The sequence below is a fragment of the Silvibacterium sp. genome, from assembly GCF_047605705.1.
GTDB lineage: Bacteria > Acidobacteriota > Terriglobia > Terriglobales > Acidobacteriaceae > Silvibacterium.
This window is the reverse complement of record NZ_JASGFD010000025.1, coordinates 1-13,271: the sequence shown is the minus strand read 5'-3', so window position 1 is coordinate 13,271 and position 13,271 is coordinate 1. Positions and strand designations below refer to the sequence as shown.

The window sequence follows — 13,271 nt, the reverse complement described above, 5'->3', positions numbered from 1 at the left end:
CGGACCCCAACAAGATACGCACCCTATACGGCACCACAGACGAAATTTCACGGAGAGATTGTTCGCATGGCTTATCCCGCAACGTACAAGTACACCAAGGAACATGAGTGGATCGAGGTTGCCGGCAACATCGGCACCGTAGGCATCACCGACTACGCGCAGAACACGCTCGGCGACATCGTCTTCGTCGACGCGCCGAAGGTGGACACCAAGGTCGAGAAGGACGCGGTCTTTGGCAGCGTCGAGTCGGTCAAGGCCGTCAGCGATCTCTTCTCGCCGGTCAGCGGCACGGTGACCGAGGTCAACGCCGAACTGCATGACTCGCCCGAGAAGATCAACACCGAGGCGCACACCGCCTGGATCATCAAGGTTGAGCTGAGCGACCCTGCGGAACTCGACAGCCTGCTCTCGGCCGCCCAGTACGAGGCGTTCATCGCCGAAGAGACCGGCAAGTAGCCTATCTGCCCGTAGCTGCGTGCAAGGCGCGCGGCTACGGGCATTGCTGCGTCTGCGCGGAAAGCGCGGCGCAGGGATTTTGTAGTCGTATCTGTTACGAATTTTGTTTGAAGCTCACCGCTTTTTAAAGGAAGTCCGATGCGTTATCTTCCCAAGTCCGATGCCGAGCGCGTAGACATGCTGCGCGAGATCGGCGCCTCCTCGATCGACGAGCTCTTTGCCGTCATCCCTGAGGAGTACCGCTTCACGCGCGATCTCTCCATCCCGCGCCAGTTCGGCGAGTCCGAGATTATCGATCACTTCAAGGCCGCATCGGCGAAGAGCGCCAACGGCTACACGAGCTTCCTTGGCGCAGGCGCGTACCGCCACTATCGCCCGGTGGTCATCGACTCGCTCGTGCAGCGCGGCGAGTTCCTCACTTCCTACACGCCCTACCAGGCGGAGATCACGCAGGGCACGCTGCAGGCCATCTTCGAGTTCCAGACGATGATCTGTGAGCTGACGGGCATGGACATCGCCAACGCCTCGATGTACGACGGCTCGACCGGCGCGGCGGAAGCCGTGATGATGGCCGTCCGCATCACCGGCCGCGATGGCGTGCTGGTGGCGAAGACCGTGCATCCCGAGTATCGCGAGGTGATGCACACCTACGCGCAGCACCAGGGCCACGATGCGAGCGAGGTTACGTACTATCCCGAGGGCCATGCCAAGGCTGGCCGCGTCGATCTCGAAGCGCTGGAGCAGGCCGTTACCGACCAGACCGCGTGCGTGCTGGTGCAGTCGCCGAACTTCTTCGGCATTGCGGAAGATATCCCGGCCATTGCGGACATCGCGCACAAGAAGGGCGCACTGCTGATCGTCTCGATCGCCGAGGCCGTTTCGCTCGGCATCATGCGTCCTCCGGTCGAGGCCGACATCGTCTCGATCGAAGCGCAGAGCTTCGGTGTGGCGCTGAGCTACGGCGGCCCCTACTGCGGCGTGCTGGCGGCGAAGGAAAAGTACCTGCGCCAGATGCCCGGCCGCCTTGTGGGCGAGACCAAGGACACAGAAGGCCGCCGCGGCTTCGTGCTGACGCTCTCGACGCGCGAGCAGCATATCCGCCGCGAGAAGGCGACCTCGAACATCTGCACCAACCAGGCGCTGGTCGCGCTGATGGCGACGATCTTCCTCACCGTCTACGGCAAGCAGGGCATGCGCGATCTCGCGCTGCAGAACCTGGCCAAGGGCAGCTTCGCTGCGGAGACGATCGGCAAGCAGGGCAAGCTGCTCTTCGCGAACACGCCGCGCTTCCATGAGTTCGTGCTGCAGACGGACGAGACCGCAGAGGCTCTCAATGCACGGCTGCTCGACAAGAAGATCATCGGCGGACTCAGTCTGAAGAAGTGGTATCCCGAGCTGGGCAATGCCACGCTGTGGTGCGCCACCGAGCTGACCACGCGCGAGCAGATTGAAGCAGCCGCGGAAGCGATCCAAGGTTAGTTCGGGTTAGGTTCGTGCCTTCCCACTCAAGCCGAAATCAGGCTTGAATGGGGCACCCAGAGTTTAGGTTTCTACCTTCCCACATCTCAAACTTCACGAGATGTGGGGCACCCGGAACAGTGGGATAGAGATTCGAGGAACACATGGCTACTACAGACAAGTTTGTCGGCACGCCGCGCAAGGTCACGGCGCACCTGACGCAGAACGAAAACCTGAGCTTCGAGAAGTCGGCGCCTGGCAAGAAGGGCTACAAGCTCGCGCCTCTCGATGTGCCGGAAGTCGACGCGGCTGCGCTGCTGGGCGGCGCGGTGCGTGACGAGATCGCCGTGATGCCGGAGCTGAGCGAGATCGAGATCATCCGCCACTTCACGCGCCTCTCGACGTGGAACTACGCGATTGACCTGGGCATGTATCCGCTGGGCAGCTGCACGATGAAGTACAACCCGCGCGTGAACGAGTTCGTCTCGCGGCTCGAGGGCATCGCCGAGGCGCATCCCTACCAGCCGGAGATCCTCTCGCAGGGCGCGCTCGGCATCGTGAAGCTGCTGCAGGATTGCCTCATCGAGATCTGCGGCATGGACGCGATCACGCTGCAGCCTGCGGCCGGCGCGCATGGTGAGTTCACCGGCATCCTGCTGGCTCGCGCGTACCACCAGTCGAAGGGCAATGCGCGTAAGCATGTCATCATCCCCGACTCGGCGCACGGCACCAATCCCGCGACTGCAGCGAGCTGCGGCTACCAGGTCGTGAACCTGAAGTCGAACGCGCAGGGTGGCGTGGACGTGGCCGCGCTCGCGCAGATGGTGAATGAGGACACGGCGGCGCTGATGCTGACCAACCCCTCGACCATCGGCGTCTTCGAAAACGAGATTCACCGCATCGCCGACGTGCTGCACGATAAGGGCGCGCTGCTCTACATGGACGGCGCGAACATGAACGCGCTGGTCGGCAAGACGCGGCCGGGCGACTTCGGCGTGGACGTGATGCACCTGAACCTGCACAAGACCTTCTCGACACCGCACGGCGGTGGTGGTCCGGGCTCGGGTCCGGTGGCCTGCAAGAAGATCCTCGAGCCGTTCCTGCCGACGCCTGTCGTCGCTCAGGGAGCCGACGGTCTGCTGCACTGGAACTATGACCGTCCCGAGTCAGTGGGCCGCGTGCGCATGACCTACGGCAACTTCGGCATGTTTGTGCGCGCGCTCGCGTACATCCTCGCGAACGGTCCCGACGGCCTGCGCCAGACGACCGAGGATGCGGTGCTCAACGCGAACTACATCCGCGCCAAGCTGCAGGATCTTTACGAGCTGCCCTACAACACGCCTTCCATGCACGAGGTCGTTTTCAGCGACAAACGGCAGACGAAGAACGGTGTGAAGACGGGCGACATCGCGAAGCGCCTGATCGACTACGGCTTCCATCCGTACACCACGTCGTTCCCGTTGATCGTGCCCGGCGCGCTGATGATCGAGCCGACCGAGAGCGAGTCGCGTGAGGAGCTCGACCTGTTTGTGGATGCGATGCGCCAGATCGCCCGTGAAGTGGACGAGAACCCCGAGCTGGTGACCTCGGCTCCGCACTCGACGCGCATCTCGCGCCTCGACGAGACGACAGCCGCCCGCAAGCCGGTATTGCGCTGGCAGGCGCCGCCTGCCTCAACGCCGGTGGAGATGGATACGCCCGCTAAGGAGTGGTAAACATGTCTTCCCTGATGCATCGTCGCGACGAGATCGAGAAGTACGAATTCATGATGGGGCCGGCGCGGGGGCGTTTGGCGGTCACGCTGGATATGCTGACCGACGCGCTGATCCTCATCGGGCAGCACGGTGTGTACTGCACCTCGCGGCGGAATCCGTCGAAGCCGGCGCTCGATCTCGAGACGGTGCTGGGTGAGATCAACGGTGCGAAGGAGCTGATCCAGTCCGTGATGCAAGAGCTGGAGAAGCAGAAGCTGGCTGCCTCGGGTGAATCCGGAAAATAGTCGATAGACACGCAAAGGCCGCGCTGCAGCTAGCAGCGCGGCCTTTGCTTTTCCTGTTGAGGCGGACTACTTTCCGGCTTTCACCGGCACGTAAACGTCCGTGGTGTCCCAGATCAGGTGCAGTTGGGTCTTCTTGCCCTTGGTGTTCTCGAAGTCGATCTTGAAGGTCTCGACAGGCGAGGACGGCGCGGGTGCGCGTGTCATCCCGGTACGGCCAAAGTCCATGTCCTGCTTGTAGACGGTGCCCCACTGGCCGGTCTGCTTATTGACGATCAGCGTCCAGTTCGCTTCAGAAGGCAGCGTGTAGAGCGTGTAGGTGCCGGCTGGAACCTTCAGCGTGCCGATCTCAAGGCTGGTCTCGGTCTTGATGGTCGTCGAGGTGTTGGCGCCGGTGCGCCACCACTGTCCATAGGGCACCAGTCCGCCGAAGATCTTGCGGCCGCGCATCGAAGGCGCGCAGTAGTAGATGGTGACGTCCTTGCCTCCGAGCGTAACGCTGGTCTGCGCGGGCGGGCTGGGAGGGTTCTGGCTCTTGGGATCGCATTGCGCGTTGGCGCGGACTCCGGCGAAGAATGCGAGCACGAGAACGAACAGGGTGAGTCGACAGGCAAACAGCTTACGCTTCATGAATTGCTCCTAACGTGTGACGGGTGCGCCAATCGGTGAAGAGACGCGCAGGTCCCCCATCATCACAGCGCGGAGGCGGGCGATCTGTCAAAGGGAAGGGTTCCGCGGTGGTGCGTTTCGCGGCTCCTTCTGCGCAGATTGGGTGCAGGATGGGGCCGCCCGTAGTATTCTTGAGGAGCGCGCCCGTAGCTCAGCTGGATAGAGCGGCAGCCTCCGAAGCTGTAGGTCAGAAGTTCGAATCTTCTCGGGCGCACCAGATTCGCGACAAAGAAAATCGCCGGCATGCTCACGAGAGCGCCGGCGATTTTTTTGATCTTGTTTGCAAACCCGAAGGGCTTTGCGAACTCGAATTTAGATCAGTTCGAGGCCGGCAAAAAAGTAGCCGATCTCAAACTTCGCGGTGTCCTCGGCATCCGAGCCGTGGATCGCGTTCTCTTCGATCGAACCGGCGAACTGTTTGCGGATGGTGCCCTCTTCGGCGTTGGCCGGGTTGGTGGCGCCCATCAGCTTGCGCAGGTCGGCGATGGCATTTTCCTTCTCGAGCACCATCGGGAAGATGGGGCCGGAGGACATGAAGTCGGTGAGGCCGCCGAAGAAGGGGCGCTCGGCGTGAACGTGATAGAAGCCCTCGGCCTGAGCCTTGGAGATGGAGGCCTTCTTGATGGCGACAATCTTGAAACCGGCCTTCTCGATCTCGGCGAGGATAGCTCCGGTATAACCCTTGCGGACTGCGTCCGGCTTGATGATGCTGAAGGTGCGTTGGGACACCTGTGTTTCTCCTTGGAACGTGTAGACGTTACGTCCAGTGTATTGCATAGGTCGGGAGTACGGGTATTCCGGGTGTATACGCTCTATTCATTTAGCAGCAGCCGTTCCGTAATCGGCTGGAGCGTCTATCTTTACCAGATAGCGCGCAGATAATGCCGACGTATCTCCGCATCTGCCGTGACTAATGGGGCCAGGCCGTTGGATTTTCTTTGCTCTATCGTGATGTGCATTGAAGTTGGCTCCAAGAAAAGGCTGCGCCGAAGCGCAGCCTTTTCTGTTGCGGGTAGAGCGGGGATTTACGCCTTGCCCGTCACGCGTGCCAGGGTCTCGCCGATTTCGGCGGGGGACTGGACGACGTGGATGCCGGCGGCGGTCATGGCCTTCATCTTTTCTTCGGCCGTACCCTGGCCTCCGGAGATGATGGCGCCCGCGTGGCCCATGCGGCGGCCCGGAGGTGCGGTCTGGCCGGCGATGAAGCCGACGACCGGCTTCTTCACGTGAGCCTTGATGTACTCGGCCGCGGCTTCTTCGTTGGTGCCGCCGATTTCGCCGATCATGATGATGGCCTCGGTTTCGGGGTCCTCGTTGAGCAGCTTGATCGCATCAATATGTGTAGTCCCGACGATCGGGTCGCCGCCGATGCCGATCGCGGTCGACTGGCCGATACCGCGCTGCGTGAGCTGGTAGACGGCCTCGTAGGTCAGGGTTCCCGAGCGGGAGACGATGCCGACATTGCCTTCCTTGTGGATACGGCCAGGCATGATGCCGATCTTGGCCTTGCCGGGCGAGATGACGCCGGGGCAGTTGGGTCCGATCAGTACCGATTTCGAATCCTTGAGCACGCTCCACACGTTGACCATGTCGTTCACCGGGATGCCTTCGGTGATGGCGACGATCAGGGCGATCTTGGCTTCGTTGGCTTCGAGGATGGCGTCAGCCGCGAACGGCGGCGGAACGAAGATCACGGTCGCGTTGGCGCCAGTCTTTTCGACGGCCTCTTCGACGGTGTCGAATACCGGCCAGCCCTCGTGGGTGGTGCCGCCCTTGCCGGGGGTCACACCGCCGACAACCTTGGTGCCGTACTCGGCGCAGCCCTTGGCGTGGAAGGTGCCTTCCTTGCCGGTGATGCCCTGAACGATGAGGCGAGTTTCCTTATTGACGAGAACTGCCATTTACTTGCCTCCCTTCGCGGCCGCAACAACGATATCCGCTGCGTCCTTCATGGTTGCGCCGACAGCGAACTTCAGGCCGGACTCTTCGAGGATCTTGCGGCCTTCTTCGACGTTGGTGCCTTCGAGGCGCAGAACGATGGGCAGGGTGACGTTCAGGTTCTTCGCTGCCGCGACGACTGCGGTCGCGAGCACATCCACGCGCAGGATGCCGCCGAAGATGTTGATGAAGATGGCCTGAACGTTCTTGTCGGCGAGCAGGATGGCGAAAGCCGCTTCGATCTGCTGCTGGTTTGCGCCGCCGCCTACGTCGAGGAAGTTGGCAGGCGAGCCGCCGGCATATTGGATGATGTCCATGGTGGCCATGGCCAGACCCGCGCCGTTCACCATGCAGGCGATGTTGCCATCGAGCTTGATGTAGTTGAGCGCGTACTTCGACGCTTCCACTTCGAGGGGATCTTCTTCCGCAACGTCACGCAGTTCCTTTAGCTCCTTGTGGCGGAACATGGCGTTGTCGTCGAAGTTGATCTTGCAGTCGAGGGCGAAGAGCTGATCGTCCTTGGTGGTGATGAAGGGGTTGATCTCGAGCAGCGAGGCGTCGGTATCGATGTAGACCTTGTAGAGGCCCAGCATGAACTTCACGGCCTGGTTGATCTGCGTCGGCTTGAGGCCGAGCGCGAAGGCCAGCTGGCGGGCCTGGTAGGGCTGGAAGCCCACGGCCGGGTCGATATAGGCCTTATGGATCGCCTTGGGGTCCTTGGCAGCGACTTCTTCGATCTCCATACCGCCGGCCTTGGAGGCCATGAAGACGAGCTTCGCGGCGGCGCGGTCGAGCACGATACCCAGGTAGAGCTCACGGTCGATGGCCGCGGTCTCTTCGATCAGCAGGCGCGAGACCTTCTGTCCCTGCGGGCCGGTCTGGTGGGTGATCAGCTGCATGCCGAGGATCTGCTTGATATAGGTCTCGGCGTCCTGAATGTTCTTGGCGACCTTGACGCCGCCGCCCTTGCCGCGGCCTCCGGCGTGAATCTGTGCCTTGACGACCACACCGCTCGCGCCGTTGGCGAACAGCTTCTTGGCCACGTCCAACGCTTCGTCCAGCGTGTTGGCCACTTCACCGCGCGGTACGGCAACGCCGTGCTTCGCGAGGATGTCCTTTGCCTGGTACTCGTGAATTTTCATAGTCGTGTGTTTCGAAAGACCCTTAAGACAAAAGCAGCTGAGTGAAACGGCGATCCCGGCGACCGTCCGCAGAATGTTGCCAACACGGCGTCGCCGTGGTGCGCAGTTACAAGTCCATGTCCGTAGACTTTTCAGTGTATCGGACCGGAGCGGTCGGTGTCTTTTGCCTGTCTGAAAAGGCGATGCGGGAGGGAGAGGACATTCCTCCTTGGAAAACCCCCTGGAACGGGTAAATATGCAGACATCCATGAATAGAATAGCGCCTAGCGAATAGCGCCTAGCGCCGGGGGGATGAGGTGGCGGAAACGATCTATGTCCGAGCGTTGGCTGCTTTTCTGGGAGTTTCCGGCCTTTGGCACATCCTTGCTCCCGATCTCACAGAAGCCTGGTTGAGCCGGCATTCTGTGATCCGGGCGGTGGGCGCATGCCTGTTGATTCTGGCGATCCCAGGCCTCTTCTGGCGTGGCTGGTATTTCTGGACGCTTTTCGCAGGACTGGCAATCTCCGGCTCCTGGCGGCTGTGTTTCCCTCGAAATTCCATCAGGGCCCAGCAGCGGAGCTATCCGCGCTGGGTACAGGGGTGTTTGCTGATCGGGGGGGGGCCGTTTTGGTGTGGGCGCTTTCTCCGTAAACCATCGCCCTGGGTGCTTCACGCCAGAGAGGAATGGACGAATCTCTGGAGTGGGGACGGTAAACTGACCGTTATGGCTGGGTTGAAACAGGTTCTGAGGCTGGTAGTGGAGCAAGGCGCGACCCTGGGGCGCGATGAGGCGCGGAGATTTCTCACCGAAATTCTCGAAAGCGAGCCGGGGCAGGAAGATATGGAGATTGCCGCGCTGCTCACGGCGCTCTCCCTGCGCGGCGAGACGGCCGATGAGCTGACCGGCTTTGCCGAGGCGATGCGTGCCCGGGCGACGCCGATCCCGTTGACGGACGCGGAACGCAACTCCCTGGTAGACACCTGTGGTACTGGCGGCACCGGCCGTGGCACCTTCAACATCTCGACATGTGCAGCGCTGGTGGCCGTGGCGGCGGGTGCGAAGGTGGCCAAGCACGGCAACCGGGCCGTGACCTCGAAGTGCGGGTCAGCGGATGTGGTCGAAGCGCTGGGATTGCCGGTGGCTCTGACCCCGGACCAGGCCGCGCTGTGCCTGCGCGAGACGGGCTTCATGTTTCTGCTGGCTCCGGTCTTTCACCCGGCGATGAAGCGCATGATGACCATCCGCCGCAACCTGGGATTCCGCACTATCTTCAATCAGGCTGGCCCTTTGACGAATCCTGCCGGAGCCAGGGCTCAGGTGATGGGCGTAGCCAGCGCGCGCATGGTGCCATCCGTGGCCGAGGCGATGGCGCGGCTCGGCGTCAGCCATGCCTTTGTCGCCCACGGCATCGACGGCATCGACGAGATCACGATCACCGGCGAGACCAGCATGGCCGAGGTGAAGCACATGCAGGGACGGCCGGATTCGGTTCGGCTTTTCCATGTTCAGCCGGAAGATTTCGGACTGCAGCGGGCGACCCTGGCCGATATCACCGCTTCCGAGACTGCGGCGGAAAGCGCCCATGTGCTGGAAGGGATTCTTGCCGGAGCTCAGGGACCGAAGCGGCAGATCGTGCTGCTGAATGCTTCCGCGGCCCTGGTGGCGGCAGGCACAGCAGCGGATTTCCACGAAGGACTGGCGCGGGCGGCCGAAGCGATCGATTCCGGCGGCGCGACCGCAGTGGTGGCAAGGCTGCGGGAGTTTGCCGCGGATACGGCTGTGAATACGAAGGACAGGGTGTAGGGGATAGGGTCAGGGTGTAGCGCGAAGGTTTCGCGACTCGAGCTGATGCTGCTTGAGAGAAACTCCGGGCTGGTCTTTTGAGCGTCCTGCTGCGTCGATAAGCATCAGAACTAAGAGCGCTGAGAGGACACGGCAGGATACGATCGGGCCGGTCTGTACTTTGAACTCCGTTCCGGACAACCAGCAAGGATGGCCATGCCCACCACTGAAGAGCAGGAAAAGAAAGAGCAGTTTGTCGTCGAGCCCTCGCGGGAAGCGAAGGAAGTGTATCTCCGCTGGATCGACTATCTCGATCAGACATTCACGAAGCACAAGAAGCCGGCGCTGCGTGCCGAGATGGTTCGCGACAATCTGCACCAGCTGCTGCTGGGCGCGCCGCATGGCGGTAAGCTGAACTTCACCCTGACCAGCGAGCTGCCCTTCAATGTGCTGCAGCTCTCGCTCGATCCGGCAAACGTGACGCTCGAGGCCGAGTACGACGAGAATCTCGACCGGGAGAAGTTTGCCGAGATCAAACCGCTGATCTGGTTCTGGCGGCTCTTCGACCAGTCGCCGGTAGCCCGGAATCTCTGGCTGGCCTTCCGCTTCCGGGCGATGCTGGGCAAGCACATCTTCAAGAGCATCGGGAAGAATGTGCACATCTTCTATGGCGTCGAGTTCAGCTACGGCTACAACGTGACGATCGAGGACGATGTGACGATTCTGAAGCACGCCGTTCTGGTGGATGGCAACGAGCTGACGCTTAAGAAGGGCGAGACCGTCGCCGAGTATGCGCGCGTGGGCGGCGAGGAAAAGCAGGGCGGAGAAAATAAGGCGGGTGGATAGAGCGTCCGCGCTCTCCGCCTGGGAAACGAGCATCCGCGGGAGGGTCGAATCCTCGCGCAGTCTCCTGTGCCTTCGTGCGGAATGCCTGGGTGGCCCATTCAAGCCTAAAATTGGCTTGAGTGGGCACCGTCGAGTGTTGAGGGCTGAATCGCGACCAGCGGGAACGGTGGCCGAAGGCGAAAAGCCTGGACGGCCAGTCCACGGGCGGGCTGATATCCTCGTAGCAACGCAATGAGTCAGCAGGAAATCCTCCTCAAGATCTTCGAATTTGTCATCCTTGTCTTCTCGCTGAGCCTGCATGAGGCGGCGCATGCTTGGATGGCCTCGCGGCTGGGCGACCAGACGGCGCGGATGATGGGGCGGGTGACGCTCAATCCTCTGCGGCACATCGACCCGGTCGGCACGGTCATTCTGCCGCTGATCATGCTCTTCGGCGGCGCGTACGGACGCTTCCTGGTGGGCTGGGCCAAGCCGACGCCGGTGACCACGCGCAACTTCAAGAACATCCGCCGCGACGACACGCTGGTGACGCTGGCCGGGCCGTGCAGCAACCTGCTGGCCGCGCTCGTCGCGTTTATCGCGCTGGTGATCCTGACGAAGGTGAGCCCGGTGGGCATGATGGCAGTACGCTCGGTCATCGTCGGCGTGATCGATCCGGAGATGATGTCGTCCGCCGCATTCCCGATGGCGGTGATCTTCTATCTGACGCTGGTGCTGAACATCTTTCTCGCGGTCTTCAATCTGTTGCCGCTGCCGCCGCTCGACGGCGCGCAGATAGTGCGCAACTTCTTGCCCTATAACGCCCTGCGCATCTACGACAAAATGGGCCTGATCAGCCTGCTGCTGATGCTGATCATCGGCGCTCCGCTGGTGAATTTCTTTGTCTCCCCGGCGCTGGGCATCGTGAACGCTATCCTGCTGGCGGTTTAAGGCCTGGACGGCCAGTGCCCGAAGGCGGGGCGCTCAGCGCACAGCAGTACAATAGAGCGAGTCATTTTCTGGCAAGGAATCTGGGTGTCGAACACTTCTTCTGAACAGCGCAAGCGCGTGCTGAGCGGCATGCGCCCCACCGGCAAACTGCATCTTGGTAACTACATGGGCGCCCTTTACAACTGGGTGCGCCTTCAGCACGAGTACGAGTGCTATTTCTTTGTCGCCGACTGGCATGCACTGACCACTGACTATGCCGACCCCTCGAGGATCAAGGACAGCATCAAGGATGTGGTGCTGGACTTTCTCGCAGCCGGTCTCGATCCCGAGAAGGCGACGCTGTTCGTGCAGAGCCGCGTGCCGCAGCACACTGAACTGCACCTGGCGCTGAGCATGATTACTCCGCTCGGTTGGCTGGAGCGTGTGCCAACCTACAAGGACCAGCAGGAGCAGCTCAAGGAGAAGGATCTCGCGACCTACGGTTTTCTTGGCTATCCGCTGCTGCAATCGGCTGATATCTTGCTGTATCAGCCTCATTTTGTGCCGGTCGGTGCGGACCAGGTGGCGCACGTGGAGCTGACCCGCGAGGTAGCGCGGCGCTTCAACCAGTTCTACACGTCGAAGACGAATCCGGATGTGCCGATTCTGCCTGAGCCGAAGGTGCTGCTGACACCTTCGCCGAAGCTGCCCGGCCTCGATGGCCGCAAGATGTCGAAGAGCTACGGCAACACGATCGGGCTCAGCGATCCCGAACCCGAGATTCGCAAGAAGCTCAAGGGGATGGTCACCGATCCGGCGCGTATCCGCCGCACCGACGTGGGCAACCCGGAAGTCTGCCCGGTCTTCGATTTGCACAAGGTGTTTTCGAGCGCCGAGACACAGGCAAAGGCCCGCGAAGGCTGCACGACGGCCTCCATTGGCTGTATCGAGTGCAAGGGCTGGCTGGCCGATGGTGTCGTCGCGGAGGTGGCCCCGATTCAGGAGCGCCGTGCTTACTATGAGGCGAACCCGGCGCTGGTGGAGGGGATCATCTCCGCGGGTAACGCCAAAGCCGCGGCGCGTGCCGCGATCACCATGCGCGAAGTAAAGACAGCCATGGGGCTTGAAGAGTAGCCGGATGAGCGACGAGCAGAAGATCGTGCCCGAAACTGTGACCGAAGTCCAGGCTTCCGCGCCTGCCGCGAAGCCCGCGGCAGCCAATGCAGCACCGGCCAAGACTGAAGCCGCAAAGCCCGAGGCGGAAAAGTCCGAGAGGAAGAAGAGTAAGAAGGAAGAAGAGTCCGTCTTCCCCTTCTCGGTGACGGTGGGCAAGGTCTATGACGGGCCGCTTGACCTGCTGCTGGACTTGATCCGCAAGCAGGACATCGATATCTGGGACATCCCGATCGCGAAGATCACGGCGCAGTACCTGGCCTATGTCGAGCGGCTGAAGCAGACCGACATCGACACGGCGGGCGAGTTCATCTACACGGCCGCCCTGCTGATCCAGATCAAGAGTCGCATGTTGCTGCCGCGCTCGCCGGTGGAAGGCGCCGAGGGCGAGGCTGAGGATCCACGCCGCGAGCTGGTGGAGCGGCTGCTCGAGCACGAGCGCTTCAAGAACGCCGCGCAGATGCTCTACGAGAAGCAGCAGATCGAGGCTGCAACCTGGTCGAAGCCCAACCTGCGCGAGTTCCGCAACATGGATGGGACCGAGCAGGAAATTGCCGCCGACACGGTCGACCTCGTGCGCGTTTTCCGCGAAATTCTCGAGCGCGCAAAGAACCGCCCGGTGCTGAACCTCGACGAGGATCCAATCACCGTTGGCCAGATGATCGATTTCATGCGGCGCAGGCTGGTGATGGAAGACAAGCCCGTCGCGCTGCGAAGCCTGCTCAAGAACACGCGCTCGGAGCGCGGCCTGGTGACGATGTTCCTGGCCATCCTCGAGTTGGTGCGCCTGCAGGCGATCCTGCTACGGCAGGACGGCAACTTCCGGGACATCTACGTGAAGAAGGCCGAGCAGTTCGAAGAGGTCATCAACGAGCGGCTGAGCCAGGTTCGGGACGACTGGAATTAAGGCGCGGTGTTCAC

The 13,271-nt window shown here is 61.7% G+C and carries 13 protein-coding genes and 1 tRNA gene; 10 read left to right on the top strand and 4 right to left on the bottom strand.

Annotated features, from left to right (window positions below):
* Positions 1-66 precede the first annotated feature (66 nt).
* From gcvH to QM649_RS10700, 4 genes are all read left to right on the top strand, one after another.
* On the top strand, positions 67-456 hold the full coding sequence (gcvH, locus tag QM649_RS10715; RefSeq protein ID WP_415199034.1) for a glycine cleavage system protein GcvH: 390 nt from the start codon (positions 67-69) through the stop codon (positions 454-456).
* A gap of 138 nt (positions 457-594) precedes the next feature.
* Positions 595-1,935 (top strand): aminomethyl-transferring glycine dehydrogenase subunit GcvPA, encoded by a 1,341-nt coding sequence (gene gcvPA, locus QM649_RS10710; RefSeq protein WP_415199033.1) that lies wholly within the window; start codon positions 595-597, stop codon positions 1,933-1,935.
* Between the two features lie 143 nt (positions 1,936-2,078).
* Entirely contained in the window at positions 2,079-3,629 is a 1,551-nt protein-coding gene (gene gcvPB, locus QM649_RS10705) for an aminomethyl-transferring glycine dehydrogenase subunit GcvPB (protein ID WP_415199032.1), read from the top strand.
* 2 nt (positions 3,630-3,631) lie between these two features.
* Entirely contained in the window at positions 3,632-3,913 is a 282-nt protein-coding gene (locus QM649_RS10700) for a hypothetical protein (protein ID WP_415199031.1), read from the top strand.
* Between the two features lie 66 nt (positions 3,914-3,979).
* On the opposite strand, the gene QM649_RS10695 is transcribed toward QM649_RS10700, so the two are convergent.
* A complete protein-coding gene (locus QM649_RS10695) occupies positions 3,980-4,540 on the bottom strand; it encodes a DUF2911 domain-containing protein (RefSeq protein ID WP_415199030.1) in 561 nt (186 codons plus the stop codon).
* Positions 4,541-4,719: 179 nt separating this feature from the next.
* Between QM649_RS10695 and QM649_RS10690 the strand changes: the two genes are divergently transcribed.
* Positions 4,720-4,796: transfer RNA gene (locus tag QM649_RS10690), tRNA-Arg, on the top strand.
* Between the two features lie 95 nt (positions 4,797-4,891).
* Here the strand turns inward: QM649_RS10690 and ndk are convergent.
* The 3 genes from ndk to sucC form a co-directional block, all read right to left on the bottom strand.
* Positions 4,892-5,356 (bottom strand): nucleoside-diphosphate kinase, encoded by a 465-nt coding sequence (gene ndk / locus QM649_RS10685; protein WP_415199029.1) that lies wholly within the window; start codon positions 5,354-5,356, stop codon positions 4,892-4,894.
* 248 nt (positions 5,357-5,604) lie between these two features.
* Entirely contained in the window at positions 5,605-6,480 is an 876-nt protein-coding gene (gene sucD, locus QM649_RS10680) for a succinate--CoA ligase subunit alpha (protein WP_415199028.1), read from the bottom strand.
* The gene (sucC, locus tag QM649_RS10675) at positions 6,481-7,659 is read right to left on the bottom strand and encodes an ADP-forming succinate--CoA ligase subunit beta (protein WP_415199027.1); all 1,179 of its coding nucleotides are present in this window, start codon (positions 7,657-7,659) and stop codon (positions 6,481-6,483) included. It abuts the gene before it with no gap.
* A 704-nt stretch (positions 7,660-8,363) separates the two neighbouring features.
* Between sucC and trpD the strand changes: the two genes are divergently transcribed.
* The 5 genes from trpD to QM649_RS10650 all read left to right on the top strand — a co-directional run bounded on the left by trpD (position 8,364) and on the right by QM649_RS10650 (position 13,257).
* Positions 8,364-9,443, top strand: coding sequence for an anthranilate phosphoribosyltransferase (gene trpD / locus QM649_RS10670; RefSeq protein WP_415199026.1), 1,080 nt, complete (start codon positions 8,364-8,366; stop codon positions 9,441-9,443).
* Positions 9,444-9,638: 195 nt separating this feature from the next.
* The gene (locus tag QM649_RS10665; RefSeq protein ID WP_415199025.1) at positions 9,639-10,268 is read left to right on the top strand and encodes a hypothetical protein; all 630 of its coding nucleotides are present in this window, start codon (positions 9,639-9,641) and stop codon (positions 10,266-10,268) included.
* A gap of 231 nt (positions 10,269-10,499) precedes the next feature.
* Positions 10,500-11,198, top strand: coding sequence for a site-2 protease family protein (locus QM649_RS10660; protein WP_415199024.1), 699 nt, complete (start codon positions 10,500-10,502; stop codon positions 11,196-11,198).
* 84 nt (positions 11,199-11,282) lie between these two features.
* On the top strand, positions 11,283-12,311 hold the full coding sequence (gene trpS / locus QM649_RS10655) for a tryptophan--tRNA ligase (RefSeq protein ID WP_415199023.1): 1,029 nt from the start codon (positions 11,283-11,285) through the stop codon (positions 12,309-12,311).
* Positions 12,312-12,315: 4 nt separating this feature from the next.
* Entirely contained in the window at positions 12,316-13,257 is a 942-nt protein-coding gene (locus QM649_RS10650; RefSeq protein WP_415199022.1) for a segregation and condensation protein A, read from the top strand.
* Positions 13,258-13,271: the final 14 nt, after the last annotated feature.

Coding starts and splice junctions, on each gene's coding strand:
- QM649_RS10660 (WP_415199024.1), top strand. CDS start 10,500: ATGAGTCAGCAGGAAATCCTCCTCAAGATCTTCGAATTTGTCATCCTT.
- ndk (WP_415199029.1), bottom strand. CDS start 5,356: ATGCAATACACTGGACGTAACGTCTACACGTTCCAAGGAGAAACACAG.
- sucD (WP_415199028.1), bottom strand. CDS start 6,480: ATGGCAGTTCTCGTCAATAAGGAAACTCGCCTCATCGTTCAGGGCATC.
- QM649_RS10695 (WP_415199030.1), bottom strand. CDS start 4,540: ATGAAGCGTAAGCTGTTTGCCTGTCGACTCACCCTGTTCGTTCTCGTG.
- QM649_RS10700 (WP_415199031.1), top strand. CDS start 3,632: ATGTCTTCCCTGATGCATCGTCGCGACGAGATCGAGAAGTACGAATTC.
- gcvPA (WP_415199033.1), top strand. CDS start 595: ATGCGTTATCTTCCCAAGTCCGATGCCGAGCGCGTAGACATGCTGCGC.
- QM649_RS10665 (WP_415199025.1), top strand. CDS start 9,639: ATGCCCACCACTGAAGAGCAGGAAAAGAAAGAGCAGTTTGTCGTCGAG.
- trpD (WP_415199026.1), top strand. CDS start 8,364: ATGGCTGGGTTGAAACAGGTTCTGAGGCTGGTAGTGGAGCAAGGCGCG.
- gcvPB (WP_415199032.1), top strand. CDS start 2,079: ATGGCTACTACAGACAAGTTTGTCGGCACGCCGCGCAAGGTCACGGCG.
- gcvH (WP_415199034.1), top strand. CDS start 67: ATGGCTTATCCCGCAACGTACAAGTACACCAAGGAACATGAGTGGATC.
- QM649_RS10650 (WP_415199022.1), top strand. CDS start 12,316: ATGAGCGACGAGCAGAAGATCGTGCCCGAAACTGTGACCGAAGTCCAG.
- sucC (WP_415199027.1), bottom strand. CDS start 7,659: ATGAAAATTCACGAGTACCAGGCAAAGGACATCCTCGCGAAGCACGGC.